The 19,837-nt window shown below is 65.7% G+C and carries 20 protein-coding genes; 7 read left to right on the forward strand and 13 right to left on the reverse strand.

Features of this window, described 5'->3' with window-relative positions:
* Nucleotides 1-83: 83 nt before the first annotated feature.
* Nucleotides 84-1,466 carry a hemolysin family protein gene (locus P2T57_RS04050; protein WP_276301201.1) on the reverse strand — a complete coding sequence of 461 codons (1,383 nt, stop codon included), beginning with the start codon at nucleotides 1,464-1,466 and terminating at the stop codon, nucleotides 84-86.
* A gap of 199 nt (nucleotides 1,467-1,665) precedes the next feature.
* Between P2T57_RS04050 and P2T57_RS04055 the strand changes: the two genes are divergently transcribed.
* Nucleotides 1,666-2,649 (forward strand): DUF4349 domain-containing protein, encoded by a 984-nt coding sequence (locus tag P2T57_RS04055; protein WP_276301202.1) that lies wholly within the window; start codon nucleotides 1,666-1,668, stop codon nucleotides 2,647-2,649.
* Between the two features lie 143 nt (nucleotides 2,650-2,792).
* Here the strand turns inward: P2T57_RS04055 and P2T57_RS04060 are convergent, their stop codons facing one another.
* Both P2T57_RS04060 and P2T57_RS04065 read right to left on the reverse strand, forming a co-directional pair.
* The gene (locus P2T57_RS04060; protein ID WP_276301203.1) at nucleotides 2,793-4,427 is read right to left on the reverse strand and encodes a GMC family oxidoreductase; all 1,635 of its coding nucleotides are present in this window, start codon (nucleotides 4,425-4,427) and stop codon (nucleotides 2,793-2,795) included.
* Nucleotides 4,424-4,966, reverse strand: a complete 543-nt coding sequence (locus P2T57_RS04065; protein ID WP_276301204.1) for a gluconate 2-dehydrogenase subunit 3 family protein — start codon at nucleotides 4,964-4,966, stop codon at nucleotides 4,424-4,426. Before P2T57_RS04065 ends, P2T57_RS04060 begins: the two co-directional genes overlap by 4 nt.
* Before the next feature lie 309 nt (nucleotides 4,967-5,275).
* Here P2T57_RS04065 and P2T57_RS04070 point away from each other — a divergent pair, with 309 nt between their 5' ends.
* From P2T57_RS04070 to P2T57_RS04080, 3 genes are all read left to right on the forward strand, one after another.
* Nucleotides 5,276-6,013 carry a metal-dependent hydrolase gene (locus P2T57_RS04070; RefSeq protein ID WP_276301205.1) on the forward strand — a complete coding sequence of 246 codons (738 nt, stop codon included), beginning with the start codon at nucleotides 5,276-5,278 and terminating at the stop codon, nucleotides 6,011-6,013.
* A gap of 164 nt (nucleotides 6,014-6,177) precedes the next feature.
* Complete coding sequence (locus P2T57_RS04075; protein ID WP_276301206.1) at nucleotides 6,178-7,185, forward strand: lysylphosphatidylglycerol synthase transmembrane domain-containing protein; 1,008 nt, start codon at nucleotides 6,178-6,180, stop codon at nucleotides 7,183-7,185.
* A 69-nt stretch (nucleotides 7,186-7,254) separates the two neighbouring features.
* Nucleotides 7,255-7,650: an OsmC family protein gene (locus P2T57_RS04080; RefSeq protein WP_276301207.1), complete on the forward strand. Its 396-nt coding sequence runs from the start codon at nucleotides 7,255-7,257 to the stop codon at nucleotides 7,648-7,650.
* A 140-nt stretch (nucleotides 7,651-7,790) separates the two neighbouring features.
* Here the strand turns inward: P2T57_RS04080 and P2T57_RS04085 are convergent, their stop codons facing one another.
* Together P2T57_RS04085 and P2T57_RS04090 are read right to left on the reverse strand one after the other, a co-directional pair.
* Nucleotides 7,791-8,366 (reverse strand): anthranilate synthase component II, encoded by a 576-nt coding sequence (locus P2T57_RS04085; protein ID WP_276301208.1) that lies wholly within the window; start codon nucleotides 8,364-8,366, stop codon nucleotides 7,791-7,793.
* 7 nt (nucleotides 8,367-8,373) lie between these two features.
* Complete coding sequence (locus P2T57_RS04090) at nucleotides 8,374-9,951, reverse strand: anthranilate synthase component I family protein (protein ID WP_276301209.1); 1,578 nt, start codon at nucleotides 9,949-9,951, stop codon at nucleotides 8,374-8,376.
* A gap of 564 nt (nucleotides 9,952-10,515) precedes the next feature.
* Between P2T57_RS04090 and P2T57_RS04095 the strand changes: the two genes are divergently transcribed.
* Both P2T57_RS04095 and P2T57_RS04100 read left to right on the forward strand, forming a co-directional pair.
* Nucleotides 10,516-10,980 (forward strand): DUF5799 family protein, encoded by a 465-nt coding sequence (locus P2T57_RS04095; RefSeq protein ID WP_276301210.1) that lies wholly within the window; start codon nucleotides 10,516-10,518, stop codon nucleotides 10,978-10,980.
* Complete coding sequence (locus tag P2T57_RS04100; protein ID WP_276301211.1) at nucleotides 10,980-11,651, forward strand: protein sorting system archaetidylserine decarboxylase; 672 nt, start codon at nucleotides 10,980-10,982, stop codon at nucleotides 11,649-11,651. The genes P2T57_RS04095 and P2T57_RS04100 overlap by 1 nt, the downstream gene beginning before the upstream one ends.
* A 9-nt stretch (nucleotides 11,652-11,660) precedes the next feature.
* Here P2T57_RS04100 and P2T57_RS04105 read toward each other — a convergent pair whose 3' ends face one another.
* Nucleotides 11,661-11,813, reverse strand: a complete 153-nt coding sequence (locus P2T57_RS04105; protein WP_276301212.1) for a DUF7557 family protein — start codon at nucleotides 11,811-11,813, stop codon at nucleotides 11,661-11,663.
* Between the two features lie 246 nt (nucleotides 11,814-12,059).
* Here P2T57_RS04105 and P2T57_RS04110 point away from each other — a divergent pair, with 246 nt between their 5' ends.
* Complete coding sequence (locus P2T57_RS04110) at nucleotides 12,060-12,293, forward strand: DUF7563 family protein (RefSeq protein WP_115863977.1); 234 nt, start codon at nucleotides 12,060-12,062, stop codon at nucleotides 12,291-12,293.
* A 74-nt stretch (nucleotides 12,294-12,367) separates the two neighbouring features.
* Here P2T57_RS04110 and P2T57_RS04115 read toward each other — a convergent pair whose 3' ends face one another.
* The 7 genes from P2T57_RS04115 to ilvB form a co-directional block, all read right to left on the reverse strand.
* Entirely contained in the window at nucleotides 12,368-13,345 is a 978-nt protein-coding gene (locus P2T57_RS04115; protein ID WP_276301213.1) for an isocitrate/isopropylmalate dehydrogenase family protein, read from the reverse strand.
* A gap of 1 nt (nucleotide 13,346) precedes the next feature.
* Nucleotides 13,347-13,961 carry a 3-isopropylmalate dehydratase small subunit gene (gene leuD, locus P2T57_RS04120; protein ID WP_276301214.1) on the reverse strand — a complete coding sequence of 205 codons (615 nt, stop codon included), beginning with the start codon at nucleotides 13,959-13,961 and terminating at the stop codon, nucleotides 13,347-13,349.
* A complete protein-coding gene (gene leuC / locus P2T57_RS04125) occupies nucleotides 13,958-15,394 on the reverse strand; it encodes a 3-isopropylmalate dehydratase large subunit (RefSeq protein WP_276301215.1) in 1,437 nt (478 codons plus the stop codon). The genes leuD and leuC overlap by 4 nt, the downstream gene beginning before the upstream one ends.
* Before the next feature lie 184 nt (nucleotides 15,395-15,578).
* Nucleotides 15,579-15,977, reverse strand: coding sequence for a DUF7989 family protein (locus tag P2T57_RS04130; RefSeq protein WP_276301216.1), 399 nt, complete (start codon nucleotides 15,975-15,977; stop codon nucleotides 15,579-15,581).
* A gap of 4 nt (nucleotides 15,978-15,981) precedes the next feature.
* Nucleotides 15,982-17,046 (reverse strand): ketol-acid reductoisomerase, encoded by a 1,065-nt coding sequence (gene ilvC / locus P2T57_RS04135; RefSeq protein ID WP_276301217.1) that lies wholly within the window; start codon nucleotides 17,044-17,046, stop codon nucleotides 15,982-15,984.
* Nucleotides 17,039-17,737 carry an acetolactate synthase small subunit gene (gene ilvN / locus P2T57_RS04140; RefSeq protein WP_276301218.1) on the reverse strand — a complete coding sequence of 233 codons (699 nt, stop codon included), beginning with the start codon at nucleotides 17,735-17,737 and terminating at the stop codon, nucleotides 17,039-17,041. The genes ilvC and ilvN overlap by 8 nt, the downstream gene beginning before the upstream one ends.
* Entirely contained in the window at nucleotides 17,734-19,515 is a 1,782-nt protein-coding gene (ilvB, locus tag P2T57_RS04145; protein WP_420028512.1) for a biosynthetic-type acetolactate synthase large subunit, read from the reverse strand. Before ilvB ends, ilvN begins: the two co-directional genes overlap by 4 nt.
* Nucleotides 19,516-19,837 lie beyond the last annotated feature (322 nt).

Genomic DNA, 19,837 nt, shown 5'->3' on the forward strand with positions numbered 1-19,837 from the left:
GATACGACGGACTACGTTTCCCGGCCTTCTAATGGTTTTCACCTGTCTGTCGAGGGGGTGGTCCCGACTGCTGAGACACCCCGTCAGTCGATTTTGCCTCCCGACGACTGCTCCTCAACCGGGTCAAGGGTGTCGCGGTTGACCGTCACTCGGACCTTCTGAATGCGGGTGTCCTCGACCTGTTCGGCCCGGAACATCACGCTCTCGTACTCGAACTCCTCGCCTTGCTCGACGAGGCGACCGGCGCGATTGAACAGGAACCCGGCGATGGTCTCGAACTCCTCGCCCTCGGGCAGGTCGATTTCGAGGGCCTCGTTCACCTCGTCTATGTTGACGTCGCCCCGGACCACTACTTCCGTGTCGTCCACGAACTCGATTGGATGCTCCTCGTCGCCGACCAGTATCTCGCCGACGATTTCCTCGAGGACGTCCTCCATCGTGATGAGGCCCTCGGTGGCACCGAACTCGTCGATGACGATGACCATGTGCATCCGGTTCTCGCGCATCTCAGAGAGGAGTTCGTCCACGCTCTTGGACTCCGGGATGTGAAGCGTCGGGTTAACTACGTCCTCGACGGTCCGGTCGGCGAAGGTGTCGAAGTTGTCGTCTTCCAGTTCGCGGATGTCGAAGACGCCGACAACGTTGTCCAGCGACCCCGCGTAAACCGGCAGACGGGCATGCCCCGCCTGCATACATTCTTTGATTCCCTCTTCGACAGTCGCGTCTTTGGAGATGGCCGCCATGTCGAGGCGAGGAGTCATCACCTCTTTGGCGCTGGCGTCGGTGAACCGAAGGGTGCGCTGGAGCATCTGGCGTTCCTCCTCGTTGAGGATGCCCTCGCGCTCGCCCGTTTTAATCATGTTCCGAATCTCGTCACGGGAGACGTAGGACGACTCGATGGACGAGTCGCCGCCGGTAATCCTGTTTACGGCGCTCGTCAGATAGTGGAACAGCGTAATCAGCGGCCACAGCACTGTCTCGACGATTTTCAGTCCTCGGGCGACGCGCCGCGCGTGCAGTTCGGTGTTCTCGACGGCGTAGGACTTGGGCGCGCTCTCGCCGAACAGCAGGACCATCGACGTGATACCGAACGACGAGACGAGGACGGCCGTGCCGGGGTCGAAGTAGAACCCGACGATAGTGGTCGAGATAGACGACATCGTAATGTTGACCATGTTGTTCCCCACGAGAATCGTCACGAGCAAGCGGTGGGGGTCGTCTTTGAGCGATTTGACTGCGCGCGCGCCCCGCTCTCCCTTCTCGACCATCGCGTCGATTTGGTGGGGCGAGAGCGAGAACATGGCAATCTCCGACGACGAGAAGAACCCCGACCCCATGAGGAGTAACAGAATCATGAGAATGCCGACTGCGGTGACCTCCATCTGGCCCAGTTCGATACCGACAATCGGCACGGTATACAGCGTGACACCGGCCTCAGATGTCGCTGTGAGTACGGATGACATCATCAGTACCCCTATTTCTAGAGTAGTAAAGTAAGCTTTGTGTACTCCACATTAGCATCGCCGTCGAATTCGACTTCGATGCGCGCAACTGTCCCGCGGTCCGGCTGATTTTGGGCCGGCCCCTGTCGCCGGTTTAGGCGTGACTCAAACGCGGGTTTCACCCATCCGCAGTTTTACATCAGTCGGGTTTCGTGTAGGTTGTATGGCACGCGAGAGACGACGATTGCTGGTCGCCGTGGCGCTCGCGGTCCTCCTCGTGCTGGCCGGGTGTTCCGGCAGTAGCGGCGGAGACGCGATGAGCGCCACCGCGGGCGACAAAGCGGAAGAAACGGGCGCACAGAGACAGGACGCCTCGAAAGGCGGTCCGAACGCCGACAGCGCGGGCGGTGGGAGCGCGAACTTTCAGGCGAGTCAGCGCGCGCTGATTCGGACCGGGACAGTCGTGGTCGAAGTGGACGACTACGACGCTGTCCGTCGGAACCTCTCGCGGGAGACCCGGCGACGCGGCGGGTTCGTCAGCGACTCCACCGAGCAGGTCAATACGTGGGGCAACCAGTCGTGGAGTTCCGGGAAACTCGTCTTGCGAGTCCCGAAGGACAACTTCTCGGCGCTGGTCTCGCAGGCGAAGCAGTCGGGAGAGGTCCGGGAGGCCAGCACCAGCACCCGAGACGTTACCAAGAAACTGGTGGACATCGAGGCCAGACTGAAGAACCTGCAGGCCCAGCGCGAGAAACTCCGGACCCTCTACGACGAGGCCAACGACACCGAGACGGTCCTCGAAGTCCAAGAGCGCCTCTCTGAGGTCCAGTCGGAAATCGAGCAACTCGAAGCACAGCGCAAGTCCCTGAACCGGCAGGTGGCCTACTCGACGCTGACGGTCCGCCTCGAGGAGCGCCCGCCGAAGACGAAATCGACCGACGACGCCCCGTCGGCGTGGTACGAGACTGGCCTGCTGTCGGCGTTCGCCTCGTCGGCCCACGGTGTTGTCGTGGTCACGCGGGGCCTCGCGGTCGGACTGGCCTACGCGCTCCCCTACGTGCTGGCGTTCGGGATTCCGGTCGTCGGAGTCGTGGCCCTCTGGCGTCGGCGCAAGTCGGGGTCCTCGACCGGCGAGGACCGCCCCGACGCGCCCGAGTCGCCCCAATCGAGAAACGCCGGGGACTCCTCGGACGAGGACGACGACTGACGCCAAAATCTTTTCTCCAACCTCGGCCGACTAGGTGCTATATTCAAAATCTCTGCGCGCGTTAGCGCGGCGCTCGTGCGTTGCGCCCATACGCGCGAGGGACGAGGACCAACCCAGACCACGGCTTGCGACCGAAACTCGACTCACAACCGCTCTTCCACGTGGTCCGTGGCCTTCAGCGCCAGCGCCGCGATGGTGAGCGTCGGGTTCAGGGCACCGCTGGTTCGGAAGACGCTACTCGACGCGATGGCCAGATTCCGCAGGTCGTGGGTCCGGAGTCGGGGATTCACCACGCTCTCGGCGGGGTCGGTCCCCATCCGGGTCGTGCCCATGTGATGGAACGCCGGTCCGGTGTTCTCCGGGCCGACGGTCCACGACACGTCCGCGCCCAACTCATCCATGACGGCACGCTGGATTTCGTTCGCGCGCCGGAGCGAGGCCTTGGTCCGGTCGTCCACGCGCCAGTGGATTTCGGGCACCGGGTTGCCGTGGTCGTCGGTGGTCGAGGAGTCCAGCGTGATGCAATTTTCCTTCCGAGGACGCTGGCCGACCAGTCCGCCCATCGCAATCGAGTTGCCGTACCCCTCGCGCAGGGTGTCGAGCAGGTCGTCGCCCCACTCGTCGCCCGACAGCGCCATCTCGACCGGCGAGGGGCCGGCGTAGTTCAGGAACTCCAGTTTGATGCTGTCCGGGGCGGGTTCCGACCCGTCCTCGGCAGTCCACTCGGGAATCCCGCCGTCGCTTCCCTCGGTGCCTCGGGTCGGGTCGTCGTAGAACTGGTGGCACTCGCTGGTGATGAACCCGACGTGGTTCTGGCGGGTCTCGCGGTCCACGGTCCCGCCGACGCCCGCGAACAGGTGGTCCATGAAATACCGACCGACCGCACCCGACGAGTTCGCCAGTCCGTCGGGGTACTGCGACGACTCCGAGAGGAGAAGCAGGCGCGGAATCTCGACGCCGCCCGCCGCGAGGACGAACTCGCGGGCCTCCTGTCGATGGGTCGCGCCGTCGGGGGTTGCGTAGACGGCGGCGGTCACGCGCTCGCCCGAGTCGTCGTGTTCGAGGCGCTGGACCGGGGCTTGGTCGATGACGCGCGCGCCCTCCGATTCGGCCTTCTCGACGTGGTGGTCGGCGGTGTACTTCGCGCCGGAGGGGCAGACCGGTTTGCAGGTGCCGTACCCCACGCAGGCGCTTCGGTCGTCGTAGGCCTCGGAGTTGCGGGCGTTTGGTACCGAGTGCATCGTCACGCCGAGGTCCTCGCAGGCCTCCGCGAAGATGGAATCGCTGTGGGAGGGCGGGAAGGCGGGCATCGGGAAGGGTCGCTCGCGGGGCGGCGCGTAGGGGTTGTCGTCCGCGCCCGCGACACCGAGGGCCTCCTCTGCTCGGGCGTAGTAGGGCCGCAGGTCCGAATACTCGATTGGCCACGAGTGGAAATCCGTCTCGTGGAGGCGCATCACCATCCCCTGCCAGTGGAGCGTGGTCCCGCCGACGCCCTTGACGCGGGCGGCGTTCAGCGGGTAGAACCATTCGCCTTCCGAGGAGAACCGGTCTCTCGGGCCGCCCATCTCCCAGACCGAGAGCGGGCCGTGGCCCGGTCGGATGTCTCGCTCCATTCGCGCTTTCCGGTCCTCGAAGTCGAACCGCTCGCCCGCTTCGAGGACCACCACGTCGTAGCCTCGCCGGGCGAGTCGATGGGCCGAGAGCGCGCCCGCCGGACCGGCCCCGACGATGCACACGTCGGCGCGCTCCGACGGGGTTCTGTCTGCTGTTTCGGTCATTTTCGCGGCCCTCGCTGGTAGCTACCGCTCCCGCCGGGGTGGCCCTGCGGGTTCTCGATGCCGACGAGTTTCCCGCCCGTGGGCGAGGAGTACAGCGCGTAGAGGAGTTCGTTCACGAGGTAGTACCGGACCCGCGCCGGGTCGCCGCCCTCGGGGTCCGGGTCGGCGGTGTCCACGCCCATCTGGTCCAGCACCGACTCGCGGGTCCCGGCGTCGAGTTCGCGGAACAGGTCGTCGTGCCACGTCCGGGCGTAGTCGTCCAGCGTCGAGAGCGCCTGTACCATCTCCTCGCGGTAGGCGGGCCGGTCCTCGACTCGACCGAGGACGTAGGTCCGGACGAACTCCTCGACGCCGGAGACCTCGGCGGGGTAGACGACATCCGCGACCGAGAGGAGCGTGTCGAGGCGGTCCTCGGGCGAGGCCTCGGAGGCGTTTCCCGCGAATGGATTGGCGAGGTCGTCACCGAGAATCGCGCCGGTGCCGACCGCCGCCCCGGTCGCGGCCACCGCGGCCAGCGCGTCCCGACGAGTCAGTTCCATGTCGGCGGAGTTAGGTCGGCCTAAAACTTAGGGGTTGTCATGTCGTTGGTGTCGTGAAAGGGGAGAAGAATATCTGCAGTTGACTTAAAAAATTGATATTATTTTCTAAGACTAACTACAGAATTGTCTGGCTTCGGTTCTCGGTTCGGCGGATTCTCGCTCGCCGTGATTGGGGTCGGCCTGCTTCTGGACTGGGGCGCTCGTCGGGTCGCGGGGTGGGCCTCTCGGCGTCCGACCGCGGGCGAGGCGAGTGACTCTCCGCGACGCCAACATCCTTTAAGTGCGAAACGGGCGTAGTCCTGCCCGTCCATGAAACTCACTTGGTACGGCCACTCGACGTGGCACGTAGCGGTCGGCGACACTGACCTGCTCATCGACCCGTTCTTCGACAACCCGAAGACGGACACCGACCCCGAGGAGCTAGACCCGGACTACCTCCTGCTGACTCACGGCCACGCGGACCACATCGGCGACGTGGACCGCTACGAGGGCACGGAACTGGTCGCCACGCCCGAAGTCGTGGAGTACTGCCGCGACGAGTTCGGCGACTTCGAGGCCGTCGGCGGGATGGGGATGAACCTCGGCGGGACCGTCGAGTGCGACGACGCTTTCGTCACGATGGTCCGGGCCGACCACACCAACGGGATGGATACCTCCTACGGCACCTCCGGCGGGATGCCCGGCGGATTCGTCGTCAGCGACACCAAGCCGACCCAAATCAGCGACGAGGACAGCCAGACGTTCTACCACGCCGGCGACACCTCGCTCCAGACCGAGATGCGCGAGGTCATCGGCCCGTACCTCGAACCCGATGCTGTCGCGGTGCCAATCGGCGACCACTTCACGATGGGACCGATGCAGGCCGCCATCGCGGTCGATTGGGTGGACGCCGACTACGCGCTCCCGATGCACTACGACACCTTCCCGCCGATCGAGCAGGACCCCGAGGACTTCCGCAAGGAGGTCAAGGGCACGGGAAGCGACGCCGAAGTGAAGATTCTCGAAGGCGACGAGTCCTTCGACCTCGGCGACGAACTGGGCTACTGAGGTCCGCTCCCGCCGACGGTTCCTTTTTTCGGACGCGCCGAAAATATATAGCAGAATATAGTTCTCATAGAAACCGTAAACCGGGCGTCCGAGAGTGCAACTCGCATGGAGCGTCCCCGTCGCTCGGCGACTACTGAGTCACTCTCACTGGAGGAGGGTCAGCGATGCGCCGCGTAGCCCGGTTCCTCGTCGGCGTCGTCCTCGGCGGCGGGGCCTTCGCGGCCTACCTCTGGTTCGTCGGCGTGGACAGCGTGGTCGAACGCGCGACTGCCATCGCATCGTGGGCGATTCCGGTCGTCGTCGCGCTGGTCGTCGCCGAAGGTCTCGCCGACGGCATCGGGGTCTGGGCCTCGGTGAAACCGCTCGGCCGAGGCCTCTCGCCCGGCGAATCCGTCCAGTTCGCGTTCGCCGGGGACTTCTTCGACACCCTGAGTCCGGCCGGCCCGGTGAGTTCCGAACCCATCATGGCCCGCTTCTTCGCCGTCACCACCGGAACGACCTACAGCGATGCCCTCGGGGTCCGGTCGGTCGCCAAGTACGTCAAGTCGGGGACCCAACTGCTGGTTTCGACTGTGCTGGCGGCCATCCTGCTTCTCGACGTGCCCGCGGCCAGATTCCTCGTGGTCTCGCTCGGCGGGTCGCTGGTCGGCCTCGCGGTCGTCGGCGGTCTGGCAGTCCGGTCGCGCGAGACGGTCTCGAAGGGTCTCACAGCAGTCCTCGGACCGGTCGTCGCGCGCGTCTCGTCGCTCTACCGGGAGACTCCGCACGACCAGTCGGTTGTCGAGAGCGCGCTCGACCGGTTCTGGACCCGAATCCTCCGATTCCGGGCCGAACCGCGACTGGTCGCGCTCATCGGTCTCGGCGGCGTGCTGGAACAACTTCTGACCGCGACCGCCCTCTGGGTCGCACTCGCCGGGACCGGAACCCACGTCGCCGTGCTTCCCATCGTCGCCATCGTCCCTCTCCCGCAGGTCGCCAGCGCGGTCCCGATTCCGGCTAGCATCGGCGCGTACGACGTTCTCCTCGTCGGGGCGCTCGTTGCGACGACAGGTGCGCCGTCTGCGGGGGCGGCCGCCGCGGTGCTGGTCGTGCGAACCGCGAGTCTCCCGTTCGCCCTGTCGGCGGGCGGCCTCGCGGTCGCTTTCCTGCGAGGGTGGCGGCCCGGACTGTGAGCGACTCCGGCGAAATGTGTCTCGACTTTGAGCAAGTCTTAGGGCACTGGCGGGGCAACGTCCGGGCGCATGACGAAGCAAGTCACCACTATCTCCGACGAGGGGTACAAGTCCGAAAACGAGACCAGCGACTTCGAGGTCACCATCGACGCCACGGGCGAGGAGGGTCCCGGCACGCTCGAAACCCTGCTGGCGTCCTACGGGTCGTGCTACGTCCCGGCGCTCCGCGTCGGTGCCGAACAGCGCAACGTAGGCGACCTCGGTCGCATCGAAATCGACGTAACCGGCGACCTGAACGACGACGACAAACTCGAAGCCGTCCAGTTCACGGTCAAGACCGAGGCCGACCTGACCGACGAGCAGGCCGACGAGGTGGTCACGCGCGCGAATCAACTCTGTAAGGTCCACGACGCGCTGAAGGCCGAACTCGAAGCCGACGTGACCGTCGAGTCCGGCGCGTTCTGAACCGGTTTTCGCAACTTCTCATTTTTGACGGTGTTTCGATAAGCACGTCCAGCGACTGGTTTCGCCCGGTGAAGCAACCGCTACCTCGGCGGACTGAAAGGGCGAACGGGCCTTCGAAACCTAATTCTGTCTACCTGAAATCACGATTCATTTGCGATGTCGTCGCAGAAGCGTTCTATCATCCGCTTGCCGGTCGGCGTGAGGATGCTCTCGGGGTGGAACTGGACGCCGAAGTGGGGCTTCTCGGTGTGGCGCACGCCCATCAGGACCTCGCGGTCGTCGGCGGTCCGGGCCGTCTCGACCAGCGTGGCCGGGAGGTTTTCGGTGGCGGCCAGCGAGTGATAGCGCCCGACCTCGATTTCGTCGGGCAGGTCCGCGAACAGGCCCTTCCCGTCGTGGCGCACCATCGAGGACTTCCCGTGAACCACGTCGGGGGCGTGGCCGACCGCCATCCCCTCCGCGGCGCAGAGGGCCTGATGGCCGAGACAGACCCCGAGCGCGGGGTACTCGGTCTCGGCGAACACGTCGATAGAGACGCCGGCGTCTTCCGGGGTTCCCGGTCCCGGCGAGACGACGATTCCGTCCGGGTCGAGATTTCGGATGCCCGCAACGTCGATGTCGTCGTTGCGCCGGACTTCGATTTCGTCGGCGAACTCGCCGACGTACTGGACGAGGTTGTAGGCGAACGAGTCGTAGTTGTCGATGACCAGAATCATGGCGGCGTTACCTCTCCCCCACGTCGTCGCGGGTCGGCCAGTCGGCGGTCGTCAGTTCGCGCCCGGTGTCGAGCGCCGTGTCGATGGCGTTGACCAGCGCCCGGCCCTTGTCGAGGGTCTCGATGAACTCGGCGTCGGGCACCGAGTCGTGGACGATGCCGGCCCCGACCCGGAGGTAGAACCGGTCTTCGTGGCGAGTCAGGGTCCGGATGGTCATGTTCATCGTGGCCTTCCGGTCGAAGCCGAGGACGCCGATGCTCCCGGTGTAGGGTCCTCTGCGGTAGTCTTCCACCTCGTCGATGATTTCCATCGTCCGGGGTTTGGGCGCGCCCGTGATGGTGCCGCCGGGGAACATCCCGGCGATGGCGTCGACTATCGACTCGTCGTCGCGGAGTCGGCCTTCGACCGCCGAGACGGTGTGCATCACCTCCGAATAGGTGTCGATGCGCCGGTAGTCGGTGACCTCGACGCTCCCGTACTCGGCGACCTTGCCGAGGTCGTTGCGCTCCAAATCGACCAACATCGCGTGTTCGGCGTGTTCCTTCTCGCTGTCGAGCAAGGCCTCGCGGAGTTCGGCGTCCTCGTCGGGGGTCGCTCCTCGGGGCCGGGTTCCCGCGATGGGTTCGGTCAGCAGGTCCCGGCCGTCGGCGTCCAGCAGGAGTTCGGGACTCGTACTCACGAGGTCCACGCCGGGGAACTCCAACAGTCCGGAGTAAGGCGCGGGGTTGACCTCGCGGAGGGCCTCGAACACCTCGACCGAGTGGACGATGGCCGGGCCGACCAGTCGCTGGGAGATATTGGCTTGGAAGGTGTCGCCGTCTCGGACGTACTCTTTGACCTTCCGTACCCGGTCGGCGTACTCCTCGCGGCCGCATTGGCTGGTGAACTCGGCGGTGTCGCCGTCTGCGGGCGGGTCGCCCACCGAGGAGTCCCCGGTCGTGGCCTCGTCGGCGAGGTCGAGGGCGCGATTCTTGGCCCGGTCGTAAATCACGCGGAGCGAGTCGTCGCCCTCGACTCTCGGACAGGCGGTAATCCGGAGCGTGGCGCTCTCGTCCCACGGTTCCTCCCACGCCGCCACGAGGTCGTAGACGCCGAACTGCAATCGGGGCAGGCCCCGGTCGTCGGCGGTGGTGTCGGGCAGGGCTTCGAGTTCGCGGGCCACGTCGTAGGAGAGCCATCCGAACGCCCCGCAGGGGTAGGGCACGTCGCAGTGTCCTCGGGCCAGCGTCTCGCCGTCGAGGAGACCTTCGAGCGCGTCGAAACTGGTCGTTCGCTGGTCGCCTCCTCGGGTCTCGTCGGCCACGTCCCGAACCCCGTCGGGTTCGACTTCAAGCCACTCGACCGGCGAGACGCCGAAGTAGCCCCACCCGGACTCCCCGCCGGTGGTCTCGAAGTAGACGCCGCCCGACTCGTCGCGGGCGCGGCGGTAGGCGAGGAAGGGGTCTGGGACCTCGATTCGGACCTCGACCGGGACCCGCGCTCCTTCGGGTGCGCTTTCTGCGGTTTGGCGGAACTCCTCGAAAGAGGTTACGACTGTGGGGCTTTCGTCGGGTCGGCGGTCGGTTCGGTGGGTTTCGTCGTTCATTCGTCGTCTGCGATTCTGGGTGTACGTAGCGGAACTGCGGAAATGAACCTTGTCGTTAGGCGTGGCGAAGTGGTTTGGATTTGGTCTAAGCACGAACCGCAGAACTGGAGTTATGTTGTCTTCTTGAAGCCCGCGACCGGGCACCGGAAGACGGTTCTGCTCGTCGCTTCGCTCCTGCGCGGACTGCGACTCCCGAGGTCACACTCGCTTTGCTCGCGGTTCCACCGCTCGCCAGTCGCGGCGCGGAGCGCCGCGCACCGCTCGCGTGACCGACCCCTTCATCCCACCCCGTGGTCTGGTCGGCCGAGCATTTGCTGGTGGGTGGTCGGCCGGGGGCGTCCTCGGCGAGAAAGAAACTTTATTGTTTCCTTAGACTATAAAAATATAGTTCTAATAAACTAAGAGGAGGCTTTGCGAGTATCCGATACCGACTTGCGACCACTCCCGTCCGGCGTCGAGGCCCGCGCGGAATTCTCGTCCGACCGACCCGACCACGCCGAAGCGACCGAATCCCGGCCAGCGGACAGGAAAACCCTGATACGGTCCCCAATCGAAGTGTCCGGTATGACCGAACGAGCGTGGCAGGACCTCATCGTCGGCGACCGGATGGCCGTCGATCAGGAGTTCGCACAGCAGGTCACTGACTCGCAGTTCTCCCGGCAGGAGTGGGGACTCATCATGACCGCGGTGGAGTTCGAAATCGAAAACCCCGGCGACGCCGAACAGGCCCGCATCGTCGCCGACACCTCGAAAATCGAACAGGTGATGCCCGAACTCGAGAACATCCGGAACCAGATGAACTCGATGGCGGGCGGCGCTGGCGGCGGGGGCGGAGGCGGCAAGCAGGGCGGCGGCGTCTTCGACTCGGTGAAGGACGCGCTCGGCCTCGGCGGCGGCGGCGGTGGTGGTGCGGACCAAGACCGCATCGACGACGCCAGCAGACTCGCTCAGCAGTACGCCGACGAACTCCAGCAACGCCTCGAATCGCAGGGCAAGTGGGCCAGAGTCCGCGAGGCCGCAGAAAACTGATGGGGGAGAAACAAGACTCCTCGCGCTGGCGGCTCGGAGACGGGTTCACGCCGGGTGCGTGGCGCTACGCCCTGCTGGCGCTCGCGGTGGCGATTCCGTCTGCGCTCGTCGCGCGGTCCGAGAAGTGGGCGCGTCGATGGGGCGTTGCAGGCCCTCTCCTCGCCGTGGGTGCCCTGCTCTTTCACCGGGACCCCGACCGAAATCCGGCCCCCGACGTAGCCAGTTCGGGCGTCATCGCGCCCGCCGACGGCCGGGTCTCGGTCGTCCGCGAGGAGACCGGTCCCGACGGCGACGAGCGCGTCCGGGTCGGCGTGTTCATGAACGTCACCGACGTTCACGTGAACCGAGCGCCCCTCGGCGGGGAAATCGAGGCCGTCGAACACGAACCCGGCAAGCACCGGCCGGCGTTCTCCAAGGAGTCGGACAACAACGAGAAACTTCACATCCGGTTTTCAGACCACGTGGTCACGCTAATCGCCGGGGCGTTCGCCCGGCGCATCCACCCCTACGTCGAACCCGGCGACGAACTCGGCCGGGGCGAGCGACTGGGACACATCTCGTTCGGGAGTCGCGCCGACGTGCTTCTCCCCGCCGAGTTCGACCCCGACGACGTGGCGGTCGAACGCGGCCGGAAGGTCCGGGCGGGCGAGACGGTGCTGGCCCGCCGATAGCGGGCGGGCCTATCCGCTGTAGTCGCCGCCGTGGAACAGCGTGCGCTCCTCGGCCTCGTAGATGTTGATGAGTTCGGTGACGATTTCGTCGTAGGACTCGTCTTCCACCCGGAGACTGTCGAGGCGCTCGATGGTGTCCTCGTCGAGTTGAATCTTCGGCATCGTCTCCTCGTAAGCCAGCGAACCTCTTAAGCGACAGGGGCACGTGGTGCGGTAACGTGACCCAGTAAATCGGACGAAGCCTGACTTTCTCACCCCGTTACCTTAAATTAGGGGTATCTTTTCGGAATAAACCGGGCGGTGGGAGACGGCGTAACAACCGCTTACTGGGGCCGCTAATGGTTGATTACGGGGGTGTAGGTACTGGATAACAAAGTGGATAGGATTGTGTGTATCTATCGCGCAGACATGACCACGACCGACAACCGACTCACCAACGGCGACGACACGATGGCCGAGAACCGATGCCAGAGCTGTGGCTCCTTCGTCACGCGGGACTTCGCTCGCGTCTTCGGGAACAACCACAACGAGGTCTTCGGCTGTCTGGAGTGTATGACCGCGACAGAGGTCAAGAAAGGCGGGGCGCGGGCCGACGAGGTGGACACGACCAATCTCATCGGCGGCCGAGAACCGCTCCGATAACGGTTTCGACCGCTTTGAGTATCGTTCCGGCGAACGTATCGCAGTAGAAAGGGCCGCGGTGGATTCTTCGTGTACTACAACTCCGCCAGCACCGCGTCGGTCACGTCTCGGGTAGTGGCGTTGCCGCCGAGGTCGGGCGTGTGCGGGCCGGACTCCAGCGTCGCTTCGACCGCTGAGCGAACGCGCTCGCCGGCGTGGTCGTGGCCCAAGTACTCCAAGAGCATCGCGGACGAGAGCATCGCCGCAGACGGGTTGGCGACGCCCTCGCCGGCGATGTCCGGCGCGGTGCCGTGAACTGGCTCGAACAGCGCGCGCTCGTCGCCGACGTTCGCGCTCGGCAGGAGACCGAGGCCACCGACGAGGCCCGCTGACAGGTCCGACAGCAGGTCTCCGGCGAGGTTGGGACAGACCACCACGTCGTACTCGCCGGGGCGCTGGACGAGGTGCATCGCCAGCGCGTCCATCAGCGCGTCGTCGTGGGGCACGTCGAACTCGCCGGCGACCTCCTCGGCGGTTTCCAGAAAGAGGCCGTCGGTGGTCCGCATCACGTTTGCCTTGTGAGCGATTGTCACGCCTAATCCGCGTTCTTCGGCGTATCGAAAGCCGTAACGGGCGATTTCCTCGGATGCCGACTTGGTAACGACCCGTGTCAGCGTGGTCACGCCGGGCGCAATCTCGGACTCGTGGCCGGCGTAGACCCCTTCGGTGTTCTCTCGGACGAAAACGAGGTCCGTCTCGGGGTTCGGCGCGTCCACGCCGGGGTAGGCCCGGACCGGTCGGACGTTGGCGAACGAATCGACCGCCCGGCGGAGGGGCAGGATGACGTCGGCCGCGGTTTCGCCCGCCGCGCCGAACAGGGTGGCGTCCGCGCTCTCAGCGAGTTCGCGGGTCGAGTCGGGGAGTGGGTCGCCGGTTTCGGCTTTCACCGCGTCGCCCGCGTCGGCCTCCTCGAACTCGAAGTCGGGGGCGACCGCTTCCAGCACTTCTCTGGCCGCGGGAACGACCTCCTTGCCGATGCCGTCGCCGGGAATCACTGCAATCTTCTCGCTCATGTTACCGGACCTCCTCGACGTAGGGCAGGTTTCGGGCGGTTTCGGCCACTGTCTCGGCGTTCGACTTCAGGAGGGCGGTGGTGTCCCAGACTCCTTCCACGAGGGCCTTGCGCTGGGCGTCGTCCACGGTGGCGTCGATTTCGCGGTCGTCGTAGCTCACGATTTGGTCGGCCACGTCCACCGAGATTTCGGCCTCGGGATTCTCCTCGACGTGGCTCTGGAGGGCCTCGATTTGCTCGGAGTCGGCGGTGACTGTCGGGATGCCGAGCGCGAGACAGTTGCCCGCGAAGATTTCGGCGAAGCTTTCGCCGACCACGGCGTCGATACCCCACCGCTTGAGGGCTTGCGGAGCGTGTTCTCTGGAGGAGCCACACCCGAAGTTGGCGTTCACGACCAGAACCGAGGCGTCCCGGAATCGCTCGTCGTTGAAGGGGTGGTCCTTGGGTTCGTCGTCCGCGGTGAATCGCTGGTCGTGGAAGGCGAACTGGCCCAGTCCGTCGAAGGTCACGACCTTCATGAACCGGGCGGGGATGATTTGGTCGGTGTCGATGTCGTTGCCCCGGACCGGAATGGCGGTGCCCGAGACGTGTTCAATCGTCTCGATTTCCTCGCTCATGCTTCCACCTCCGAGTCGGCGAGTTTCGTCTCGTCCAGTTCGCGGGCGTCGGTGACTTCGCCGCAGATTGCGGCGGCGGCGACCATCCGGGGATTCATCAGCACGGTCTTGCCGTCCTTGCTCCCCTGTCGCCCGACGAAGTTCCGGTTCGAGGACGAGGCGCAGGCCTCGTCGCCCTCCAGTTGGTCGGGGTTCATCCCGAGGCACATCGAGCAACCGGCCCCGCGCCAGTCGAACCCGGCGTCTTCGAAGATTCGGTCGAGGCCTTCCTCCTCGGCCGCTGACTTGACGCGCTGGCTTCCGGGGACCACCATGGCGCGAACATCGTCGTGGACTTCGCGGCCGGCGACGAGTCGGGCAGACCGCCGGAGGTCGGGCAGTCGGGCGTTGGTGCAGGACCCGAGGAAAGCCACGTCGATGGGGTAGCCTTCCATCGTCTCGCCGGGTTCGACGCCCATGTGGGCTTGGGCGTGGCGGGCAGTGTCCTGTTTGTCCTCTGGGAGTTCGTCGGGGTCGGGAATCGGTTCGGTGACGCCGACGCCCTGTCCGGGCGTGGTGCCCCACGTCACCATCGGTTCGAGTTCGTCGCCGTCAATGACCACCTCGTCGTCGAATTTGGCGTCGGCGTCGGAGGCGATGGACTCCCAGTAGGGCTTCAACTTCTCGAACTTCTCGGGGTCGTCGCGGAAGGCGTCGGTGTCTCTCAGCCACTCGTAGGTGGTCTCGTCGGGGTTGACGTATCCGGCCCGCGCGCCGCCCTCGATGGACATGTTGCAGATGCTCATCCGACCCTCCACGTCGAGGTTTTCGATGGCTTCCCCGGCGTACTCGTAGACGTACCCGACGCCGCCGTCGGTGCCGAGTCGGCGGATGATTTCGAGAATCACGTCCTTGGCCTCGACGCACTCGCCCAACTCGCCCGTGACGCGGATTCGGCGCACGTCCTTCTTCTCCATCGCCACGGTGCCGGTCGCCAGCACGTCCCGAATCTGGGAGGTGCCGATGCCGAACGCGAGGGCACCGAACGCGCCGTGGGTCGAGGTGTGGGAATCGCCGCAGACCACGGTCATGCCGGGTTGGGTCAGGCCCTGCTCCGGGCCGATGACGTGGACGATGCCCTGATTCCCGGTGTCGGGACTGGAGAAGTCGATGCCGGCGTCCCGGACGTTCTGCTCCAGTTCGGCCATCATCTCCTCTGCTGGCCCTTCGTAGGGTCGATTTCGGTCCTCGGTCGGGACGATGTGGTCCACTGTGGCGTGGGTGCGCTCGGGGTAGGCCACGTCGAGTCCTCGCTCGCGGAGCATCCCGAACGCTTGGGGACTCGTGACCTCGTGGACGAGGTGGAGACCCACGAACAGTTGGTCCTGTCCGGTCGGGAGTTCCGTCACCTTGTGGCGGTCCCACACTTTGTCGTAGAGGGTGTCCTCGCTCATACGGACCGCCCCGCGCTCTCGTTCTCGTCCCCGTTCGTCGCTGGTACAGTACTTTCTATTTCTTTAAACATTGTCTGTGTTTCCCTCGCGATTGTATAGGTGTCTTCCTGCGCCGCTCCGGACCGGCCGGTGGTCGGCGCGACGCCCGGAAAAGCAGTCGATACGCTCGTCGCTTTCGGCGGGCTTACTCCTCGGACTCGACTGGTTCCTCTTTCCCACCGCGCTCGAAGACCGGGTTGGCGCTCGCCCCGTGGGGCGGCGTGTGGTTCACGTCCTTCATCTGGTCGCCTTCCCGCTCGTCGTCTTCCTCGCGGGCGTCGGCGCTCTCGGTCGCTGGCGGCTCCTCGTCGGCGTCCTCGTCGTAGGATTCCCGTTCTCCTCCGTCGGCGGCCACGATTGGCCCGCGCTGGAACGGTCGGTTGACTGCACCGTTGTCCGAATAGGGATGGGTGTGGCTGACCTCGCCCATCGTTTTCCCGGTCGAATCGTCGGTTCGTCGGCCGGTCCGGTTGCGTCGGTTGCGCCGGTCGGTCTGGTTGCGTCGGTCGGTTCGGGTCTCTCGGCGTCGGTTTGCTCGGTTCATTGGGTTAGTCGTCCGCTGTCGCTTTCTCGGTGGTCTGTTGGTCGCTCGATTCCTCGGTCTGGTCGGCGTCGTCGGCCCACGCGAACAACTCGCGCAGGCGCTCGCCGACGTCCTCGATTTCGTGGTTCTTCTCGGCGGTCCGGCGCTGGTGGTAACTCGGGCGTCCGGCCTGATTCTCGGTAATCCACTCGCGGGCGAACTCGCCGTTCTGGACCGCTTCGAGGACCTCCTCCATGTTCTCGCGTGCAGTCTCGTCCACAATCATCTCGCCGCGGGTCAACCCGCCGTACTCGGCGGTGTCCGAGACCGAATCCCACATCTCGCCCATCCCGCCCTCGTACATGAGGTCCACGATGAGTTTCATCTCGTTCAGGCACTCGAAGTAGGCCATCTCGGGGCTGTAGCCCGCGTCCACCAGCGTCTCGTAGCCGGCCTTGATGAGTTCGGTGACGCCGCCGCAGAGGACGGCCTGCTCGCCGAACAGGTCGGTCTCGGTCTCCTCGCGGAAGGTGGTCTCGACCACGCCCGCTCGGGTACAACCGATGGCCTTCCCGTAGGCCAGCGCCTCCTGCTTGGCGTCGCCCGTGGCGTCCTGATACACCGCCAGCAGGCCGGGCGTGCCCTCGCTGTTCTCGTAGTTGCGCCGGACGAGGTGGCCCGGCGACTTGGGGGCTATCATGGTCACGTCCACGTCCTCGGGCGGTTCGATTTGGCCGTAGTGGACGTTGAACCCGTGAGCGAACTGGAGGGTGTCGCCCGCCTCCAACTCGCTCCGGATGTCGTCGTAGACCGCTGGCTGAACCGTATCGGGGACGAGGACCGACACGATGTCGGCCTCGCTGGCGGCCGCTTTTGGGGTCGCAACGTCGAGGCCGTCGGCTTCGGCGGCCTCCCGCGAGGAGGACCCGTCCCGAAGTCCCACAATCACGTCCACCCCGCTGTCGGCGAGGTTCTGGGCGTGGGCGTGGCCTTGGCTCCCGTAGCCGAGGACCGCGACCGTCTCGTCCTCGATGTGGGTGCTGTCCGCGTCGTCGTCGTAGTATACAGTGGTGTCGAATTCGTCAGTCATCGTCGGTTGCTATCGTGGTGTTTGCTGTCGTCTCGGTGTCGGCGGTACTCTCGGCGGAGGCCGCGGGCGATTCGCCGGGCGTCGTCGGAGTGTCGCCCCGCGCCAAGGCGGTCTGGCCGGTCCGGGCGATTTCGATGATGCCGAACTGCCGGAAGGCGTCCACCGCGTCGTCTATCTTCTGCTGGTCGCCGGTAATCTGGACCGTGATGGTCCGGGGTCCGGCGTCGAGGGTCTGGCCCTCGTACATCTGGGTGATGGCGTGAACTTTGTCCGGCTCCTCGCCCCGGACCTTCAGCAGGACGAGTTCGGCCTGCACCGCGTCGTCGCCCAACTCGCCCACCGCGATGACCGGGACCAGTTTTTCGACCTGTTTCTTGACTTGCTCGATGCCCGAGTCGGTCTCCTCTACAACCAGTGTGATTCGCGCGTGACCGTCCACCGTGGTCGGCCCGACGGTCAGGCTCTCGATGTTGAACTGCCGCCGGGAGAACAGACCCGAGACCTTCGCCAGCACGCCGGGTTCGTGTTCGACCAGCGCTGAGACCACCCCGGTCCGGGGGTCCTGCTCGGCGTCCGTCACGGACTCGATTCGCTCGCCGTGACGGTTCCGGCGGCCCTCGGGGTGAGGACGCTCGTCGGGGGCCGGACCCTGCAATCCGGCGTCCCCGGTTCCGCGCTCGCTGTCACTCATAACTGGTCCTCCGACAGCGCGAACTGTCCGTTTGCGCCGCCCGAGGGCACCATCGGGTAGACATTCTCGGCGGGGTCGATGCGGAAGTCCACGACCGAGGGGCCGTCGTAGGCCATCGCCGACTCGACGGTGCTGGTCACCTCGTCGTAGTCCGAGACGGCGAACCCCTCCGCGCCGAAGGCCTCGGCCAGTTTGTCGAACTCGGGGCACCAGTCGTAGTCGGAGGCCGCCCGCCGCCCGTCGAAGAAGGCGTCCTGCCACTGGCGGACCATCCCGATGTACTCGTTGTTGAGGACCGCGACGGTGATGTCTAAGTTCTCCCGGACCGCGACGGCCAACTCCTGAATCGTCATCAGGAACGAACCGTCGCCCTCGAAACTGACGACCTCTCGGTCGGGTGCGGCCATCTTCGCGCCGATTGCGGCGGGCAGGCCGTAGCCCATCGTGCCCAATCCGTGACTGGAGACCCACGTCCGGGGTTCGGTGTAGGTCCAGTACTGGACCGCCCACATCTGGTGCTGGCCGACTCCGGTGGTGACGATGGCGTCGTCGTCGGTGGCCTCGTCCAGCGCCTCCACGACGAACTGGGGCTTGAGGGGTTCGTCGTCGGGCGTCCGGTAGTCCATCGGGTACTCGTCTTTCCACTGCTGGCACTGGTCGCGCCACTCGTCGCAGTCCGGGGCGCGCTCCATCTCGTCGCCGACCTGCGAGATGACCGTGCCAGCGTCCCCGACGAGAGGCACGTCGGCGTGGACGTTCTTGCTGATTTCCGCGGGGTCGATGTCGGCGTGGACCACCTCGGCCTCGGGCGCGAAGGTATCGACGCCCCCGGTCAGTCGGTCGTCGAACCGGCATCCGACCGCGAACAGCACGTCGCAGTGGGTCGTCGCCATGTTGGCGTAGCCCGTGCCGTGCATCCCCACCATCTCCAAGGCGAGGTCGTCGTCCTCGGGGAAGGCCCCGACCGCAGGCATCGAGGAGGCCACCGGGATGCCGTACTCGCGGGCGAACGCTCGGAGTTGTTCGCTGGCCTCGCCTTTGACGACGCCACCGCCCGCCAAGATGACCGGCTTCTTGGCTCGTTCGAGGGTTCGGGCCGCGGCCCGGACCTCCTCGTCGTCGGCCTCGGTCTGGGGGTCGTAGGTGTCGGGCGTGGTGGCGTCTTTGGGTTCGGCGTCGGTCTCGGCGTTGGTCACGTCCTTCGGGAGGTCCACCAGCGTCGGGCCGGGTCGGCCCTCCCCGGCGAGCGCGAAGGCCTCGCCCACCGTGTCGCCCACCGTGTCGGCGCGCTGGGCGAAGTAGTTGGTCTTCGTGATGGGCGCGGTCAGACCGGTGGTGTCGGTCTCTTGGAACGCATCGCTTCCGACGAAATCGGTCGGGACCTGCCCGGTCAGCGCGACCATCGGGTCCGAGTCCATGTCGGCGTCCGCGATGCCGGTCGTCAGGTTTGTCGCGCCCGGTCCGGACGTGGCCAGACAGACCCCCGGCGTTCCCGAGACGATGCCGTAGGCGTCGGCGGCGTGGGCCGCGGACTGCTCGTGAGCCATGGTGACGTGGCGCAGGTCAGAGTCGTAGAGCGCGTCGTAGACCGGCATGATTGCCCCGCCCTGCACGCCGAACAGGGTTTCCGCTCCGGCGCGTTCGAGCGCGGCGACCACGGACTGCGCGCCGGTCCGAGTGGTTTTGGCGGCCGAGTCGGCGTCTCCGGTAATCGGGTCGCCATTTACCGGTTCGGTTTCTTCGCCGTCCTCGAACCGCGGCGGTGCGGACTCACTCACGTCCGGCCACCCCCGTAGCAGTCGTCGGTCGATACAGTCGTTGGTCGATACTTCCGAGTCCGTGCGTAGCTTGTTCGCTTCGTGTCAGTTAGTGTCACGATTTGTCGAGCGCGTGCTGGGCTGTTCGAAGTCGATGCGAAGTTTGGGTCCGACTGGAAGGTCGGCGGCGTTGCGAACCGGTCGGGAAAAGTGGTAGTGTAGGGGCTTAGACCCCTACAATAATCACGCGCTCGACAGTCGCACCGCTCGTGGTGAGCGTCCACGCGGCGGGATTCGACTGTCGCATCGTTACTGGGAACGTAGTAACGCCGACCGAAATAAC

Origin of the sequence: Halorussus lipolyticus, from assembly GCF_029338375.1 — an archaeon.
In the GTDB taxonomy this organism is placed as follows: Archaea; Halobacteriota; Halobacteria; order Halobacteriales; family Haladaptataceae; genus Halorussus; species Halorussus lipolyticus.

What these genes read in the sequence shown, in the direction of transcription:
- P2T57_RS04050 (WP_276301201.1), bottom strand. Translation starts at nt 1,466, where the DNA reads ATGATGTCATCCGTACTCACAGCGACATCTGAGGCCGGTGTCACGCTG.
- P2T57_RS04055 (WP_276301202.1), top strand. Translation starts at nt 1,666, where the DNA reads ATGGCACGCGAGAGACGACGATTGCTGGTCGCCGTGGCGCTCGCGGTC.
- P2T57_RS04060 (WP_276301203.1), bottom strand. Translation starts at nt 4,427, where the DNA reads ATGACCGAAACAGCAGACAGAACCCCGTCGGAGCGCGCCGACGTGTGC.
- P2T57_RS04065 (WP_276301204.1), bottom strand. Translation starts at nt 4,966, where the DNA reads ATGGAACTGACTCGTCGGGACGCGCTGGCCGCGGTGGCCGCGACCGGG.
- P2T57_RS04070 (WP_276301205.1), top strand. Translation starts at nt 5,276, where the DNA reads ATGAAACTCACTTGGTACGGCCACTCGACGTGGCACGTAGCGGTCGGC.
- P2T57_RS04075 (WP_276301206.1), top strand. Translation starts at nt 6,178, where the DNA reads ATGCGCCGCGTAGCCCGGTTCCTCGTCGGCGTCGTCCTCGGCGGCGGG.
- P2T57_RS04080 (WP_276301207.1), top strand. Translation starts at nt 7,255, where the DNA reads ATGACGAAGCAAGTCACCACTATCTCCGACGAGGGGTACAAGTCCGAA.
- P2T57_RS04085 (WP_276301208.1), bottom strand. Translation starts at nt 8,366, where the DNA reads ATGATTCTGGTCATCGACAACTACGACTCGTTCGCCTACAACCTCGTC.
- P2T57_RS04090 (WP_276301209.1), bottom strand. Translation starts at nt 9,951, where the DNA reads ATGAACGACGAAACCCACCGAACCGACCGCCGACCCGACGAAAGCCCC.
- P2T57_RS04095 (WP_276301210.1), top strand. Translation starts at nt 10,516, where the DNA reads ATGACCGAACGAGCGTGGCAGGACCTCATCGTCGGCGACCGGATGGCC.
- P2T57_RS04100 (WP_276301211.1), top strand. Translation starts at nt 10,980, where the DNA reads ATGGGGGAGAAACAAGACTCCTCGCGCTGGCGGCTCGGAGACGGGTTC.
- P2T57_RS04105 (WP_276301212.1), bottom strand. Translation starts at nt 11,813, where the DNA reads ATGCCGAAGATTCAACTCGACGAGGACACCATCGAGCGCCTCGACAGT.
- P2T57_RS04110 (WP_115863977.1), top strand. Translation starts at nt 12,060, where the DNA reads ATGACCACGACCGACAACCGACTCACCAACGGCGACGACACGATGGCC.
- P2T57_RS04115 (WP_276301213.1), bottom strand. Translation starts at nt 13,345, where the DNA reads ATGAGCGAGAAGATTGCAGTGATTCCCGGCGACGGCATCGGCAAGGAG.
- leuD (WP_276301214.1), bottom strand. Translation starts at nt 13,961, where the DNA reads ATGAGCGAGGAAATCGAGACGATTGAACACGTCTCGGGCACCGCCATT.
- leuC (WP_276301215.1), bottom strand. Translation starts at nt 15,394, where the DNA reads ATGAGCGAGGACACCCTCTACGACAAAGTGTGGGACCGCCACAAGGTG.
- P2T57_RS04130 (WP_276301216.1), bottom strand. Translation starts at nt 15,977, where the DNA reads ATGAACCGAGCAAACCGACGCCGAGAGACCCGAACCGACCGACGCAAC.
- ilvC (WP_276301217.1), bottom strand. Translation starts at nt 17,046, where the DNA reads ATGACTGACGAATTCGACACCACTGTATACTACGACGACGACGCGGAC.
- ilvN (WP_276301218.1), bottom strand. Translation starts at nt 17,737, where the DNA reads ATGAGTGACAGCGAGCGCGGAACCGGGGACGCCGGATTGCAGGGTCCG.